Annotated in this window: 11 protein-coding genes; 6 read left to right on the plus strand and 5 right to left on the minus strand. The window is 64.2% G+C overall.

Going from position 1 to position 13,892, the window contains the following annotated elements; genetic code table 11:
* Nucleotides 1-134: 134 nt before the first annotated feature.
* Nucleotides 135-1,256 carry an O-antigen ligase family protein gene (locus tag QZV93_RS03235; RefSeq protein ID WP_295555921.1) on the minus strand — a complete coding sequence of 374 codons (1,122 nt, stop codon included), beginning with the start codon at nucleotides 1,254-1,256 and terminating at the stop codon, nucleotides 135-137.
* A 646-nt stretch (nucleotides 1,257-1,902) separates the two neighbouring features.
* On the opposite strand from QZV93_RS03235, the gene QZV93_RS03240 reads away from it, so the two are divergent.
* Nucleotides 1,903-2,970 (plus strand): efflux RND transporter periplasmic adaptor subunit, encoded by a 1,068-nt coding sequence (locus QZV93_RS03240; protein ID WP_295555923.1) that lies wholly within the window; start codon nucleotides 1,903-1,905, stop codon nucleotides 2,968-2,970.
* Nucleotides 2,971-3,019: 49 nt separating this feature from the next.
* Nucleotides 3,020-6,163, plus strand: a complete 3,144-nt coding sequence (locus QZV93_RS03245) for an efflux RND transporter permease subunit (RefSeq protein ID WP_295555925.1) — start codon at nucleotides 3,020-3,022, stop codon at nucleotides 6,161-6,163.
* 20 nt (nucleotides 6,164-6,183) lie between these two features.
* On the opposite strand, the gene QZV93_RS03250 is transcribed toward QZV93_RS03245, so the two are convergent.
* The 3 genes from QZV93_RS03250 to QZV93_RS03260 all read right to left on the minus strand — a co-directional run bounded on the left by QZV93_RS03250 (nucleotide 6,184) and on the right by QZV93_RS03260 (nucleotide 8,654).
* On the minus strand, nucleotides 6,184-6,663 hold the full coding sequence (locus QZV93_RS03250) for a hypothetical protein (RefSeq protein WP_295555926.1): 480 nt from the start codon (nucleotides 6,661-6,663) through the stop codon (nucleotides 6,184-6,186).
* 66 nt (nucleotides 6,664-6,729) lie between these two features.
* On the minus strand, nucleotides 6,730-7,317 hold the full coding sequence (locus QZV93_RS03255) for a TetR/AcrR family transcriptional regulator (RefSeq protein WP_295555928.1): 588 nt from the start codon (nucleotides 7,315-7,317) through the stop codon (nucleotides 6,730-6,732).
* 29 nt (nucleotides 7,318-7,346) lie between these two features.
* Nucleotides 7,347-8,654 (minus strand): MFS transporter, encoded by a 1,308-nt coding sequence (locus QZV93_RS03260; protein WP_295555930.1) that lies wholly within the window; start codon nucleotides 8,652-8,654, stop codon nucleotides 7,347-7,349.
* Between the two features lie 148 nt (nucleotides 8,655-8,802).
* Here QZV93_RS03260 and QZV93_RS03265 point away from each other — a divergent pair, with 148 nt between their 5' ends.
* The 4 genes from QZV93_RS03265 to QZV93_RS03280 all read left to right on the plus strand — a co-directional run bounded on the left by QZV93_RS03265 (nucleotide 8,803) and on the right by QZV93_RS03280 (nucleotide 13,532).
* Nucleotides 8,803-9,996: an acetyl-CoA C-acyltransferase gene (locus tag QZV93_RS03265; protein ID WP_295555932.1), complete on the plus strand. Its 1,194-nt coding sequence runs from the start codon at nucleotides 8,803-8,805 to the stop codon at nucleotides 9,994-9,996.
* A 119-nt stretch (nucleotides 9,997-10,115) separates the two neighbouring features.
* Complete coding sequence (locus QZV93_RS03270; RefSeq protein ID WP_295555933.1) at nucleotides 10,116-10,439, plus strand: hypothetical protein; 324 nt, start codon at nucleotides 10,116-10,118, stop codon at nucleotides 10,437-10,439.
* Between the two features lie 99 nt (nucleotides 10,440-10,538).
* Nucleotides 10,539-13,070, plus strand: a complete 2,532-nt coding sequence (gene secD, locus QZV93_RS03275) for a protein translocase subunit SecD (protein ID WP_295555935.1) — start codon at nucleotides 10,539-10,541, stop codon at nucleotides 13,068-13,070.
* Nucleotides 13,071-13,304: 234 nt separating this feature from the next.
* Nucleotides 13,305-13,532, plus strand: coding sequence for a DUF2171 domain-containing protein (locus QZV93_RS03280; RefSeq protein WP_295555936.1), 228 nt, complete (start codon nucleotides 13,305-13,307; stop codon nucleotides 13,530-13,532).
* 75 nt (nucleotides 13,533-13,607) lie between these two features.
* Here QZV93_RS03280 and QZV93_RS03285 read toward each other — a convergent pair.
* A partial coding sequence (locus tag QZV93_RS03285) for a hypothetical protein (RefSeq protein ID WP_295555938.1) occupies nucleotides 13,608-13,892 on the minus strand: 285 nt, incomplete at its 5' end.

Genomic DNA, 13,892 nt, shown 5'->3' on the forward strand with positions numbered 1-13,892 from the left:
TCGCCGGATCAGATGCCTCTTCAGCGGAGATCTGGCCGGATTGAACGACAGCAAGGCAATAAAGAGCAAGAACCAGAATAATGCGCATAGGTCACCCCCGTGACGCGCAATGACCAGCTCGAAGTATGGCCAAGCTACGCCGTAGAGGCGTCCCGCGGCCCTTTGGATCCCGGATTGGCAACGAGGATCAGCAGCAGAATGGACAATACGATGGAGGATTGAAACCAGTTTTGCCAAAGTCCATAGGTCGAGGCAATGACGACGGAGCAAACGCCGAAATGACCGATCGCGAACGCTAAGGTCCTCTTGGGAAGCTGCTCGATGCGGCGCAGCAGCGATAGGCCGAGGACGGCAAAAGCCAACACGCCGATGATCCCCAACTCGTACCAGACCTGGAGATAGACGTTGTGCGGATGCGCGCGCGTTTGCGCCGCCACGACGAGATTCTTCTGCTGCGCCTTCGCCTCTTGTGACCGGCCCTCGTCAAGGTAGCGTGTCGAGTTGGTTCCGATACCGAGGACAGGGTTCTCGAGAACGCGCTCAGCCGTATAGTTCCAGATCACGACCCTGGCCCGAGCGGATTTGAACAGGTCGGGATTCTCGTGCAGCTTGGCAGCGAACATGGCGAGCGACAACGGCACGATAAAAAACAGGACACCGGTGAATGCGGCGCCTGCGATCCACCGACCCACGGTCGGTGCCAACGTCGCGACGGCAAGCAAAACAATACCGACGAACAGCGCCAGCTCGGCCGTTTGCGAATGCGAGTGCTGATGCGCGAGGACTGTCAGCGTCACCGCCGCTGTCACGGCGATCACTAGCCATTTAACGGCCCCCTTCGTGTAAAGAACCGCAGCAAGAACAGCCGGGCACCACAACAGGCAGAACACCGCGGAAACACGCGTCATGTGCGCACCGGAAACCGATGTAACCACGCCGCCACTCATTTTGCCGTGCTTTGCCAGCCCGCGATCCAGAAACGGAAAGTGCGTAAGAACCCAACGACCAATGGAATCTCGGAGCGTAATCTCCACAAAGAGATAAAGCGCACCCAGAACAAAGCCGAGAAGCAACCCGCGCGAGACGTCGGCTACCAGGTTTTCATCGAGATCTTGGGTATGCCGTGCCAAAACGATAACGTGCGCCACCAGCACAAGCAGGAATATGGCCTTGGCAAGGGCCGCCGACGGAGCCACCGCCCAGAGGCAGGCGACGAGCGTCCATATCGGGAATGCCATTTCCGGCCGCAGGAGCACCGTTCGCAAGACCTTGCGCCAATCGTTCCTGAGGAACTCCCGGACCAGGAACGCCCCGCCGACGGCAATCGCAAGCGCAGCGACGACGAGCGGACCGACGCGAGGGACGACCATGCACAGCAAGGTCACGACGGCAACCGAGCCCGTCAGGACAACACGCTTCGAAACGTGAGCTGTAAGACCGGATTCGAGGGCGCTCAAAGGATCATTCCCAACAACGCAGCCAAGTCGACGAACAAGATGAAACCTGCGTAGCTCTTATCTCACCAGCATCATGAATGTGTGATAGTCAAAATAGCGATATTAGAACCAGCCCTCGGATCCAGCTCTAAAATTTCCGTCAACGAACGATCGAATGCTCTCTTGCCTCGAACCGGAGCGGACCCTACTAAATGCCGGTCGTGAACACAATCAGCACAGCAAAGATCGATCGCCGACAGACATAGGAAACAACCTTCACCCACAGGACGTGGCCTACGATTACGACAGAGATGCATCGACGTAGCCACGAGCGGAGTTGTCATTCAAAGACCCGTGCACGACCCCGCGCCGAAAACCCAAGACGACGGATTTCCGCCCCGTGGGCGTTCAATCCAGTGGGCGATGATCCGCCCCATCGACTGAGCATAAAAATCATGGGGGATCAATGAGCTCGAAACCTCGTCAAAGCAATCGGCTCCGCCGGTTCGCGCGCCCCGCAGGCCTTTTCTCGGCAGCGGCCACTCTCGTCCTGCTGACGCCGGCTGCGGAGGCTCAACGTGTGCGCCGCGAAGCCGCCGAAACCATCGTGTCCATTTATGACGTCAAGGCGGAGCCCGTAAGCGAGCGGGTGGCAGCAGTCGGTTCCGGCCGGGCCCGGGAGCAAGTGACGCTCACCACGCGCGTCGCCGGAGTGATCTCCGAAGTTCTCTTCAAGGGCGGCGACAAGGTGGAGAAGGGCCAGGTTCTCGCCAAACTCGCATCCGAGCCCGAGGCTATCGCGGTCGAGACTGCGGAAGCCCAGCGCGCGCAGGCCTTCGACGCGGTCGAACGTTACAGACAGCTCAACGAAGCGGCGGTCTCGCGCGTTGCGAAAGCCGAGGCCGACACCGCACTCAAGGTGGCAGACGCCGTGCTCAGGCGCGCGCGCGAAGACCTCGACCGCATGATGATCAAGGCCCCGTTCTCCGGCATCATCGGCCTCACCAACCTCCAGGTCGGTGACTATCTCGCCGTCGGCAATCCGATCGCTCCGCTCGACGACCGCACGACGATCATTATCGAGTTTTCGGTCCCCGAGGCGGTCGCGCCGCAGATCAAGACGGATATGCCGATGCGCGCCAGCCTCGCGGCCCGGCCAGGAGAAATCTTCAACGGCAAAGTGGCCGCCGTGGGCACGCGTATCGACCCCGTGACCCGCACGCTTTCCGTCCGCGGCGAGATTCCGAACCCAGACCTCAAGCTCATTCCAGGTTCGACATTCTCGGTCAGCGTCCAGCTTTCGGGCCAGAAATCCCCTGTCGTTCCCGGTCTCGCCATCCAATGGGACCGAGCGGGAGCATATGTCTGGCGCTTGAAGGACGACGGCACGGTCGAACGCGTCGATGCGGCCATCCTCGCGCGCGACGGCGACCGCGTCTTCATCGAATCCGCGCTCCAGCCGGGCGAGAAGATCGTCAATGAGGGTGGTGGACTTCTCACCGCCGGCCAGAAAGTCAAGCAGCTGGGCTCCTGAGCGGACATCTTCCGCGCCACGTCCACACCGAGGGAACGGAACCCGCCGCATGACCACTGCAAATGAGAATTCCACCACACCCACCCTGCGGAGCGACGACGACGGCGGTTGGGTCAGCGTCTTCATCCGCCGGCCCATCCTGTCGATGGTTCTGAACCTTTTGGTGATCATTGCCGGCGTCGCTGCCGTGCAGTCGATCGAGATCCGCGAATTGCCCGACGTGGACCGCCCCGTCGTCACGGTTCGCTCGAGCTACCCCGGCGCATCGCCCGAAAGCATGGACGCCCAGATCACGGCCATCATCGAAAGCGCGGTCTCCCGCGTGCAGGGCGTGACCAGCATCTCGTCCAACTCGTCCTACGGTTCGAGCCGTGTCGCGGTCGAGTTCTCGACCGACACCGACATGCAGGTCGCGGCCATGGACATCCGTGACGCCGTGGCCGGCGTGCAGGGTCAGCTGCCGAACGACATGGACGAGGAACCGCGCGTGGTGAAGGCGGACGCGGACGCCACCCCCATCATCCGCATGTCGGTGGCCTCGAACACCCTCTCGGAAAGCCAGCTCACGGACCTCGTCAACGACGTCATCGAGGACCGCCTCGCCGCCGTCGAGGGTGTCGCTGCCGCAAATTCCTATGGCCTGAGGGCACGCACCATTGAAGTACGCGTTTCGCAGGTCGCTCTGGCAGCCCGCGGCCTGGCCCTGCAGGATCTGATCGATACCATCGGCAAGGCGTCCGTGACGACCCCCACCGGCGCCCTGGAGAACGCGACGCAACAGTTGATCGTACGCGCGGAAGCCCCCGTCGCTACGCCGCAGGACGTCGCTGCCCTGGAGCTCAACCCGCAGACCAAGATCGGCGACGTGGCGTTCGTCCGCTGGGCATTCCAGGAAGCGACCGCAATCACGCGTCTCGACGGACAGACGGCCATCGGCCTCGAGATCGTGCGCCAGGCCAAGGCCAACACCATCGCCATCTCCGAGGGCGTCCGCGCCGCTATTTCAGAACTCCAGCAGTCGCTGCCCAAGGGCGTCACCATCGCTGTGACGTCCGACGACGCCGTCTTCATACGCGAGTCGATCCGCGAGGTCGTGCTGACGCTGGTCCTCTCGACCATCATCGTCATCCTGATCATCTACGCGTTCCTGGGGTCCGCACGCGAGACGGTCGCCCCCGCATTCTCGATTCCCGTCTCCCTCATTGGCACCTTGGCCGCCATCTGGTTTGCAGGCTTTTCCCTGAACGTCCTGACCCTCCTCGCGCTCGTCATCGCGACCGGACTCGTGGTCGACGATGCCATCATCGTCGTCGAGAACATCGCCCGCCATCGCGCCATGGGAACGGGACCGCGCGCCGCCGCCGTCATCGGCACGCGCGAAATTGTCTTCGCGGTTCTCGCCACCACAGCGACGCTCATCGCCGTGTTCGTGCCGATCTCCTTCATGCCGGGCATCGTCGGCAATCTGTTCTCCGAATTCGGATTCGTGCTCGCCTTTGCCGTTGCCATATCGGCCGGCGTTGCCCTCACCGTCTGCCCGATGCTCGCCGCCAGGCTCGGGGCAAGCGAAAAACGCGCGGTTGAAGGCGAGAAGCCGAGCACATTCACGCAACTGTCGAACGCCCTCGCCTCGGTCTACGCGCGCCTGCTCGATATCGCACTCCGCGCCCGATACGTCGTGCTTGCCGTCTGCCTGGGGTTCGCGGCACTAGGCTGGATTGCCTACAAGACGCTGGCACGGGAGATCACCCCGTCCGAGGACCGCGGCGTGATTCAAATCGCGCTCCGCGCGCAGCAGGGCGTCAACCTCGATTACATGTCGGGCCTCACCGAGAAGGTGGAACACGCGCTTGCAGCCGTAAAGAAGGAAGGTGAGATTACCAGCGTCCTGGCAACTGTCGGCGCCGGCGGCACCAACAGCGCCACCGTAGTCGCCTCACTCGCCGACTGGAGCCAGCGCGAGCGCACGCAGCAGCAGATCCAGGCCGAGCTCCAGCGGAAGCTGTCCGGAATTCCGGGCTTGCAGATCTCGTTACGCACGGCCAATAGCCTCGGCATCCGCGGAGGCGGGCAAGGCCTCCGCTTCGCCATCGCCGGCCCCAACTACGACAAGCTGGCCGAGGTCGCCCAAAAGCTGGCAAGCCGTCTCGCGACGACACCCGGCTTCCGCAACGCACGCACCGACTACGACACGACGCAGCCGCAGCTCTCGGTCCGCATCAACCGCGAGGCGGCGACCAAGCTCGGCGTCCCGATCGAGGCGATCACCAGCTTGATCAACACCATGGTCGACTATCAAAAAGCCGCCGACCTCTTCATCGGAGACGAGATCGTGGAGGTGCAGGTGAAGGCCGGCGGCCGGCCGATCAACGATCCGTCGGACCTCGGCAACCTGTTCGTCAAGACCGCGAGCGGACAGTTCATCACGCTCTCCTCGTTGGTCACCATGACGGAGAACGCCATCTCTCCGAGTCTCGGCCGCGAGGACCGCCAGCGTTCGGTGACGATGACGGCGAATCTCGATGAGGGCATGGTGCTAGGAGACGCCGTGGCCACCATGCGCGCCGTCGCCGCCGAGGTGCTCGAGCCGCAGATGTCGATCATCCTGCTCGGCGAGGCGAGAACCCTGTCGGAGACCAATCAGAACACCGCCTTCGTCTTCGGCATCGCGCTGCTTGTCGTCTTTCTTGTGCTCGCGGCCCAATTCGAGAGCACCGTCAGCGCGCTCGTCATCATCTTCACGGTTCCGTTCGGCCTTGCCGCCGCAGCGCTCGCCATCCTGCTGACGGGCGGCACCATGAACATCTACAGCCAGATCGGCCTCGTCCTCCTCGTCGGCATCATGGCCAAGAACGGCATCCTGATCGTCGAGTTCGCAAACCTCCGGCGCGATGCAGGCGCCGACATCGACGCCGCCATTCGCGAGGCGGCAACCACGCGTCTGCGCCCCGTGATGATGACGATGATGGCGGCCGTGCTTGGCGCGCTGCCGCTGATCTTCGCCCATGGCGCCGGCGCCGAGGCGCGCCTCGCACTCGGCTGGGTGATCATCGGCGGTCTCGGCTTCGCCACTCTGTTCACGCTGTTCCTGACGCCGGTCGCTTATCGCTTCCTGGCGCCACTCTCGAAGCCGCGCGTCCACGAGACACGGCTCCTCGCCGAAGAACTCGACGCCGTCCGCGCAAAGTCGTAGGCGAAGCGATCGACGCCCGGTCAGCGGGCGTCGAACCGGCGCACGGCGAGCCATCCGAGAATGACGAACAGCACCAGCGCGACGCCCTGCGTCGCCGCGAACGGCGGCTCCGATTGCGTGGGCGCGAGAGCGACCAGCGCCGGGTTCTTGATGAACGTCTGCACGATCAACACGAACACGTTGAGATAGAGCGCCAACGTCGCGGCGACCACATAGATGGTCCGCCAGATGCCCGCGAGGCCGGTGAAGTAGCGCGCATAGATCGCAATCGCCAGCACGACGAGCGAGATGATGGCAACGATATGCGACGGCAGGAGCTGAACGAACGGAAATCCGAAGCCCGTGACATTGGTCGCAACCGTCGTCGCCAAAAACACATGCGTCACGGCGTCGAGCCGCGCATTTGACAGAAACCCGCCGACAACGATGAAGCCGGAGGCTATTGCCAGCAGACTGATAAGGATATGAAAGAGCGTAAAGCCGTCGAGACCGAAAATCATGACACCCCCGATGCGAGCTGCAGAGCAAATCCGCAAGTCTGCCGGCTAAGAGAACCTCATCTCGCGCTAGCCCTCAAGCAAGACCTTTCGCGCCGAGCTCAGAAATTCGTCGGAGATCGGCTGACCCTCCGTCGCGCGCGCCAAAACAAGCGAGCCGACCAGCATGCTGACGGTGGCGAGCACTTCGTCCCGCGGCGCCTTTTTGCGCTTGCCGCCCAGCACGCGCTCGAAGCGCTCGAGAAGCCTGTTCATTCCGCCCGCGAAAGCCGCACGGATCGACCCTGCCCGTTCGGGGCCTGCCACGTCACCGCAAAGCGCCGCCATCGGGCACCCCTCACCCCGCGCCTCGCGATGGCTCGGGCGCGTATAGCGCTTGATGAACACGGCACGCGCCGCCTCTCCGTCATCGGCGTAGCGCGCGACGAAGTCGTCATAAAGGGCACACTTTTCTGCGAACGCAGCCTCGCACGCCGCCACCACCAGCGCCTCCTTGGAGGCGAACTGCCCATAAAAGGCGCCATGCGTGAGCCCGGCTTCCGCCATCAGCGCCGGCACGCTCACCCCGTCGATGCCGCGCTCGGGAATGAGCCGCGAGGCCGCGGCGATGACATTTTTGCGATGCTGGTCCGCTTCCTTGCGCGAAACACGAGGCATGGATGATCCTCCTCAGTTCGAGTGTCGTGTCACGCAACCGCTTCGGACACAGCCAGGGGCCGCTTCGGTCCCTCGATCGTCCTCAGCATCGCGAACGCCAGCGCCGCCAGCAGGCAGAGCACCCCCGCAGTGAAGAACGCCGGCAGATAGGATTCGTACACGACGCGCGTCAGCCCGGCGCCATAGGCGGCGAAGGCAGCGCCGATCTGATGCCCGGCAAAGATCCAGCCGAACACCACGTTGGCCTTTCCGTCGCCAAAGCGCTCGGCCGTGAGCTTGACGGTCGGCGGCACGGTGGCAATCCAGTCGAGCCCGTAGAACATGGCAAACACCGTAAGACCGACAATGGAGAAGTCGCTGAACGGCAGATAAATGAGCGACAGCCCGCGCAAGCCATAATACCAGAACAAAAGCCACCGGTTGTCGAAGCGATCGGAGAGCCATCCCGATCCGAGGGTGCCGACAAAGTCGAACACGCCCATCAGTGCGAGCATCCCCGCTGCCGTCGTGGCCGCGAGCCCATAGTCGCCGCACAATGGGATGAAGTGCGTTTGAATGAGGCCGCTCGTGCTCGTGCCGCAGATGAAGAAGGTGCCGAACAGAACCCAGAACACACCCGAGCCGGCCGCCTCCTTGAGCACGAGGAGCGGCGCCAGCAGCGCGGAACCGAGGCTGCCGGTCGAAGGGACCTCCCGCGCCACATCGGTCTCACCGTAACGCGCCAAACCAACGTCAGCGGGCCGCTCGCGCATGAGCGCCAGAACAGCCAGCGCCGCCAAAACTAACGCACCGCACACGAGACCCAAGGCCGGGCGCCACCCGTACACCTCGGTGAACTTTGCCAGCCCGGGCAAAAACAGAAGCTGACCTGACGCGGTGCTGGCCGCCAAGAGCCCCATCGCCAGCCCGCGCCGCGCAGCGAACCAGCGCATGGCAACCGTCGCGCCGAGCACCATCGCCATCAGCCCGGTGCCGATACCGACCACGACGCCCCACAGGAGAATGAGCTGCCACAGCTCGCCCATGAATAGGGAGAGGACAAGGCCGCCGATGATCAGAGACAAGGCAGCGAGCACAACCTGCCGCACGCCGAAGCGGTTCATGAACGCGGCCGCGAACGGCCCCATCAGCCCGAACAGCACGAAGCGGATCCCGAGCGCCGACGAGATCTCGTCGACCCGCCAACCGAAGTCTTCCTCGAGCGGCTTGATGAAGACGCCCGGCGCGCCGACGGCACCCGCCGTCACGAGCATGACCAGAAACGTCACCGCCACCACCACCCAGGCGTAATGAATATCGCGCTTCCTGAGCGACGCCGCGATCGAACGCGCGATCATGAGGCTGCCTTTCGATGCCCGTTGGAAAAGAACAATTCGCACCCCGCGACACGACATCACGCACGCACGTGATCCATTGCATGATGAGCATCATATAATATTATGACCATCATGAAAAGGCGCTTTCGCGCCGACCAGGAGGAACGTCATGACCGCTGCCGATCCCGTTGTTATTGCTTCAGCCGTAAGAACACCGCTCGGCCGTTTCCAGGGCGAGCTGTCGCCATTGACCGCGTCCGCACTCGGAGCCCACGCCATCAAAGCGGCACTCGCGGGTGTAAATCTCGCCCCCGACAAGATCGACGAAGTCCTATTCGGCAACGTCCTGCAAGCCGGTCAGGGCCAGAACCCCGCGCGGCAAGCCGCCCGCGCCTCGGCCCTTCCCGATGCCGTCGGCGCCTCGACGATCAACAAGGTCTGCGGCTCGGGCATGAAGGCCACCATGCTCGCCCACGACCTGCTGCTGGCGGGATCGGCGGACATCATCGTCGCGGGCGGCATGGAATCCATGTCCAACGCACCCTACCTGCTGGCGAAAGCCCGCAGCGGATATCGCGTCGGCCATGACCGCATCATCGATCACATGCTGCTCGACGGCCTCGAGGACGCCTACGAGAAGGGTCGCAGCATGGGAGACTTCGGCGAGGCCACAGCCGAGCGCTACCAGTTCACGCGCGCCGATCAGGATGCATTCGCCATCGAGACGCTGACGCGTGCCCAGTCCGCCATCAAGGACGGACGCTTCAGGAACGAGATCGCGCCGGTGACGATCGCCACCAAGGATGGCGAGAAGATCGTCGCCGACGACGAGAACCCGCTCAAGGTCTCGCCGGAGAAGGTGGCCAAGCTGAAACCCGCGTTCCGGTCCAACGGCACCGTGACCGCTGCCTCGTCGTCGGCCAACGCCGACGGCGCCGCGGCCATCGTCCTCACGCGCCGCTCGATTGCCGAGCGCAATGGCCTCCCCGTGCTGGCGCACATCCGCGCCCATGCCACCCACAGCCACGAGCCGGCATGGTTCACCACGGCGCCGATCCCGGCCATGCGCAAGGTGCTGGCCAAGGCGGGTTGGGAGGCGAGCGACGTCGACCTCTACGAGATCAACGAAGCGTTCGCCGTCGTCGCCATGGCCGCCCAGACCGAGCTCGGCATCGCCCGGGACCGGCTGAACGTGAACGGCGGCGCCTGCGCCCTGGGTCATCCCATTGGCGCCACCGGCGCGCGCCTGATCGTCACACTTCTCCACGCGCTCAAAAATCGTGGGGCCAGCAAAGGGGTTGCATCGGCGTGCATCGGCGGCGGTGAGGCCACGGCCATCGCCATCGAGATTCCAAAGCATTAACGATCTATATCTAGCTATTTCGGCGGCGCGCCCTATGTTGGGGTCATCCTGACGTAGGACTCGCCGCCGTGACACATCGGCCGCACGCCCGGCCGAGAGGCCGTAATTCCTGGACTGCTATGTTGGCCGCCCTCCTGGGCGCGCTGACCAGTGCGGCTGCAGCAGGACCGTCCGCGAGCTTTGTAACAGCCCCCATCGTCGCCGAGCATGGCGGCGATGCGCGCTCCACCACCGCAAAACCCGCCACCGTCCGCCCCGAAGCCTACGACATCTCGCTGAACCTCGGCGGCCTCGACGACTCCGGCACGGCCCTCGCCGCCCGCGATGGCGAACCTCTCCTCTGGACCTCCGCTCTCGACCTCAGCCTTCCGGCAGCCTTCGATCTGCCAGTCAGCGCCGCACGCACGCGTGACGGCCGCACCCGCGCGCCGCCCGTCGCCTGATCCCCAGCGCCACGCGCTTCTCACACCGCATCACAGTTTTTGTGCCGATCCGTCTGAAGCAGAGCTTCGGGCGGGCTCGGTCACTTGGGGATATCCACCATGCTGCATTTCTCGCGCTTCAAAACTTTATTCATCCTGGGCATTTGCTCGCTCGGCATCCTGCTGTCCATACCGAACCTGCTGAAACCCGGCACCTTGCCGTCGTGGGTTCCGCAACCGCGCGTCAATCTCGGCCTCGACCTGCAGGGAGGCTCATATCTCCTGCTCGAAGTCGACATGAACTCGGTCATCAAGGAGCGCGTCGCCAGCGCCCGCGCCTCCGTCGCCGAGACACTACGCAAGGCCAAGGTGCCATTCACGTCCGTCGTCGCCGACAAGGACAGCATCACGCTGACGGTCGCCGATCCCACGCAATTGGACGCTGCGCGGAAAGCATTGCATGACCTTCTGATGGAGCGCGTCGACGGTCCCAGCCGCGCCGTCGTGTTCTCGACCGCGACCAACGGCAACACGCTTACTTTGAAGCTCAATCCCGAAGCCGTGACCGACCTCACGAGCAAGGCTGTCCAGCAGTCGATCTCCATCGTGCGCCGCCGCATCGACGAAACCGGCGTCAACGAGCCGGTCGTCGCCCGTCAGGGCCTCAATCGCGTCATCGTCGAGCTGCCGGGCGTGTCCGATCCCGACCGCATCAAGCGCCTGCTCGGCTCAACCGCCAAAATGACCTTCCGCCTCGTTGCCCCACAAGGCACCGGCGCTGGACCCGACGTCGAGATGCTGCCGATGACAGACGCCTCCGACGGCCCGGCGAAGCTTCCCGTCTACCGCCACGTCGAGGTCGACGGCATGAACCTCACGCGCGCCGCTGCCGCCATGGACCGTCGCGCCGGCGGCTGGGTGGTCGATTTCGCGCTCGACTCCATCGGCACCCGTCACTTCGCCGACGTCAGCACCAAGAACGTCGGCCGGCCGTTCGCCATCGTGCTCGACAACAAGATCATCAGTGCGCCCGTGATCCGCGAGCCCATCATCGGCGGTCAGGGCCAGATCAGCGGCAACTTCACGGTTGAGGAAGCCAATGACCTCTCGGTCCTGCTGCGCGCCGGCGCTCTTCCTGCCCCGCTCACCATCGTCGAGGAACGTACGGTCGGCCCGAGCCTCGGCGCCGACGCCATCCGGGCCGGTCTCTACTCCATCGTCGCCGGCTTCACCTTCGTCGTCGGCTTCATGATCGCAACCTACGGCCGTTTCGGCCTCTTTGCCGCCGCAGCGCTCCTCGTCAATCTGGCCCTCACCATCTCCGGCCTGTCGATGATGGGCGCCACGCTCACGCTGCCCGGCATGGCGGGCATCCTGCTCGCGCTCGGCATGGCTGTTGATGCCAACATCCTGATCAACGAGCGCACGCGCGAGGAGCTCGGCAAGCGCAACGGCGTCATCGCCTCCATCGAGACCGGCTTCCGGCGCGCCTACACGACCATCATGGACGCCAACCTCACGACACTCATCAAGATGCTGATCCTGTTCATCGTCGGCGTCGGTGCGATCCGCGGCTTTGCCGTCACGATCAGCCTCGGCATCATGGTGTCGATGTTCACGGCCATCGTGCTGGTGCGGCTGCTGACGTCATGGTGGCTGAAGCGGAACAAGCCCAAGACCCTGACCATCGGCACGCGCCTCCGCTTCTTCCCCGACCACACGGCAATTCCGTTCATGCGCGCACGCTATTCGGGATTGATCGTGTCGGCGATGATCAGCCTCGCGTCCGTCGCTCTGGCCTTTCATCCCGGCCTCAAGATGGGCATCGATTTCGCGGGCGGCGTGGTGATTGAAGCCAAGACGCCGGCGCCTGCCGATGCCCCGGCGCTGCAAAGCGCACTGAGGGACGCCGGCCTCGGCCCTGTCCAGGTCCAGCGCTTCGGCGCCGAGAACGACGTGCTCCTGCGCTTCGAGCATCCGCAAGGCACGCCGGCCGAGCAGCAGGCCGCCCTCACCAAGGCACGCGAGACCGTACAGAAAGCAGCGCCCGGCGCGGAGATCCGCCGCGTCGAGGTGGTCGGTCCCTCGGTGGGTGCCGAACTCCTGAGCGACGGCATGTGGGCCCTGGGCCTCGCCGCCGTCGCCATGTTCGCCTACATCACCTTCCGCTTCGAATGGCCGTTCGCCGTCGGCGCGGTGGTGACCATGTTCCTCGACCTCACCAAGACCGTGGGCTTCCTGGCCTTGACCGGCTTCGAGTTCAACCTGACGTCGATCGCGGCCATCCTCACCATCATGGGCTTTTCGATCAACGACAAGGTCGTGGTCTACGACCGCGTGCGCGAAAACCTCGTACGCTCCAAGAAAGCGCCGCTGCGGGAGGTCATCGACCGCAGCATCAACGAGACCTTGTCGAGAACCATCGGCACGTCGGTGGCGTTGTTCCTGGCCATCGCACCGCTGGCACTGTTCGGCGGACCGGCCTTGCGCGAGTTTGCCCTCACGCTGCTGTTCGGTCTCGTGCTCGCCACCAGTTCGTCGATCTTCATCGCCGCGCCGATCCTCTTGAACATCGGCGAACGCTACCTGCGCCGCGGCGCACCGGCGGTCCCGGCCGCAGAGCCCGCGCAGGCCAGCCTGAAACGGGCCTAGAGCACTCTCAACGCGCGCGGAACCCCCGGGATCCGCGCGCGTTGCTTCGGCACGGACCATGCGAGTGCGAGGGCTCGCCGACCGGAACGGGACCCGATTGGTCCTTCCGGGCCGCCGATCCCACCGGACGCGCAAACCGGGATCAGGAGCAACCCACAAGGGGAACAAAAAGCAAGGCGGATGAGCGGTCACAGAGGGCCGCCGCGTCCACGGCAGAAGGAAGGAGGAAAGCCAATGATCGACGCAAACGAGATCAGAGAGCACATGGAGGTCGTCGGCTCCGACGGCCAGCACGTTGGCACCGTCGACCACTGCGAAGGCCCCAACATCATCAAGCTGACGAAGAGCGACCCGGCCGCAGGCGGTGAGCATCACTACATACCGATGGCCTGGGTCGACCGGATCGACCAGCGCGTCCACCTCGCCCAGCCGGCCGAAGAGGCCCGCTCACGCTGGGGTTGATGGCGCGCGTAAGTCACGTGAGCACAAATCGACAGACACGAGCGCGGGGCCATTTGGCCCCGCGTTTTTTCTTGGCTATTTGGGTTGAACGTCCGGATTTCCGCCGGCCTCGCCGGGAGGAGGGATGACGGGAGTTTTCGACTCGAAGTCCTGGGGCGGCTTTTTCTCGATATCGGGATCCGCGCCGCGCGGTGGTTCGATCACGCCTTCACCTTGCTGCAGCTCCTTGGACAGCGGTTCCTTGGGCTTTTCATTGCCCGTGCTCGGATCCGGTGTCGGTGCCGCGCTCTCGCCCGGTGGCTCCATCACCTCCGGCGGCGATGGCGGCAAAGGTTTCGGCGGCGTCTGAGCAAACGCGAT

Origin of the sequence: uncultured Hyphomicrobium sp. (genome assembly GCF_902826555.1) — a bacterium.
Lineage (GTDB): Bacteria > Pseudomonadota > Alphaproteobacteria > Rhizobiales > Hyphomicrobiaceae > Hyphomicrobium_C.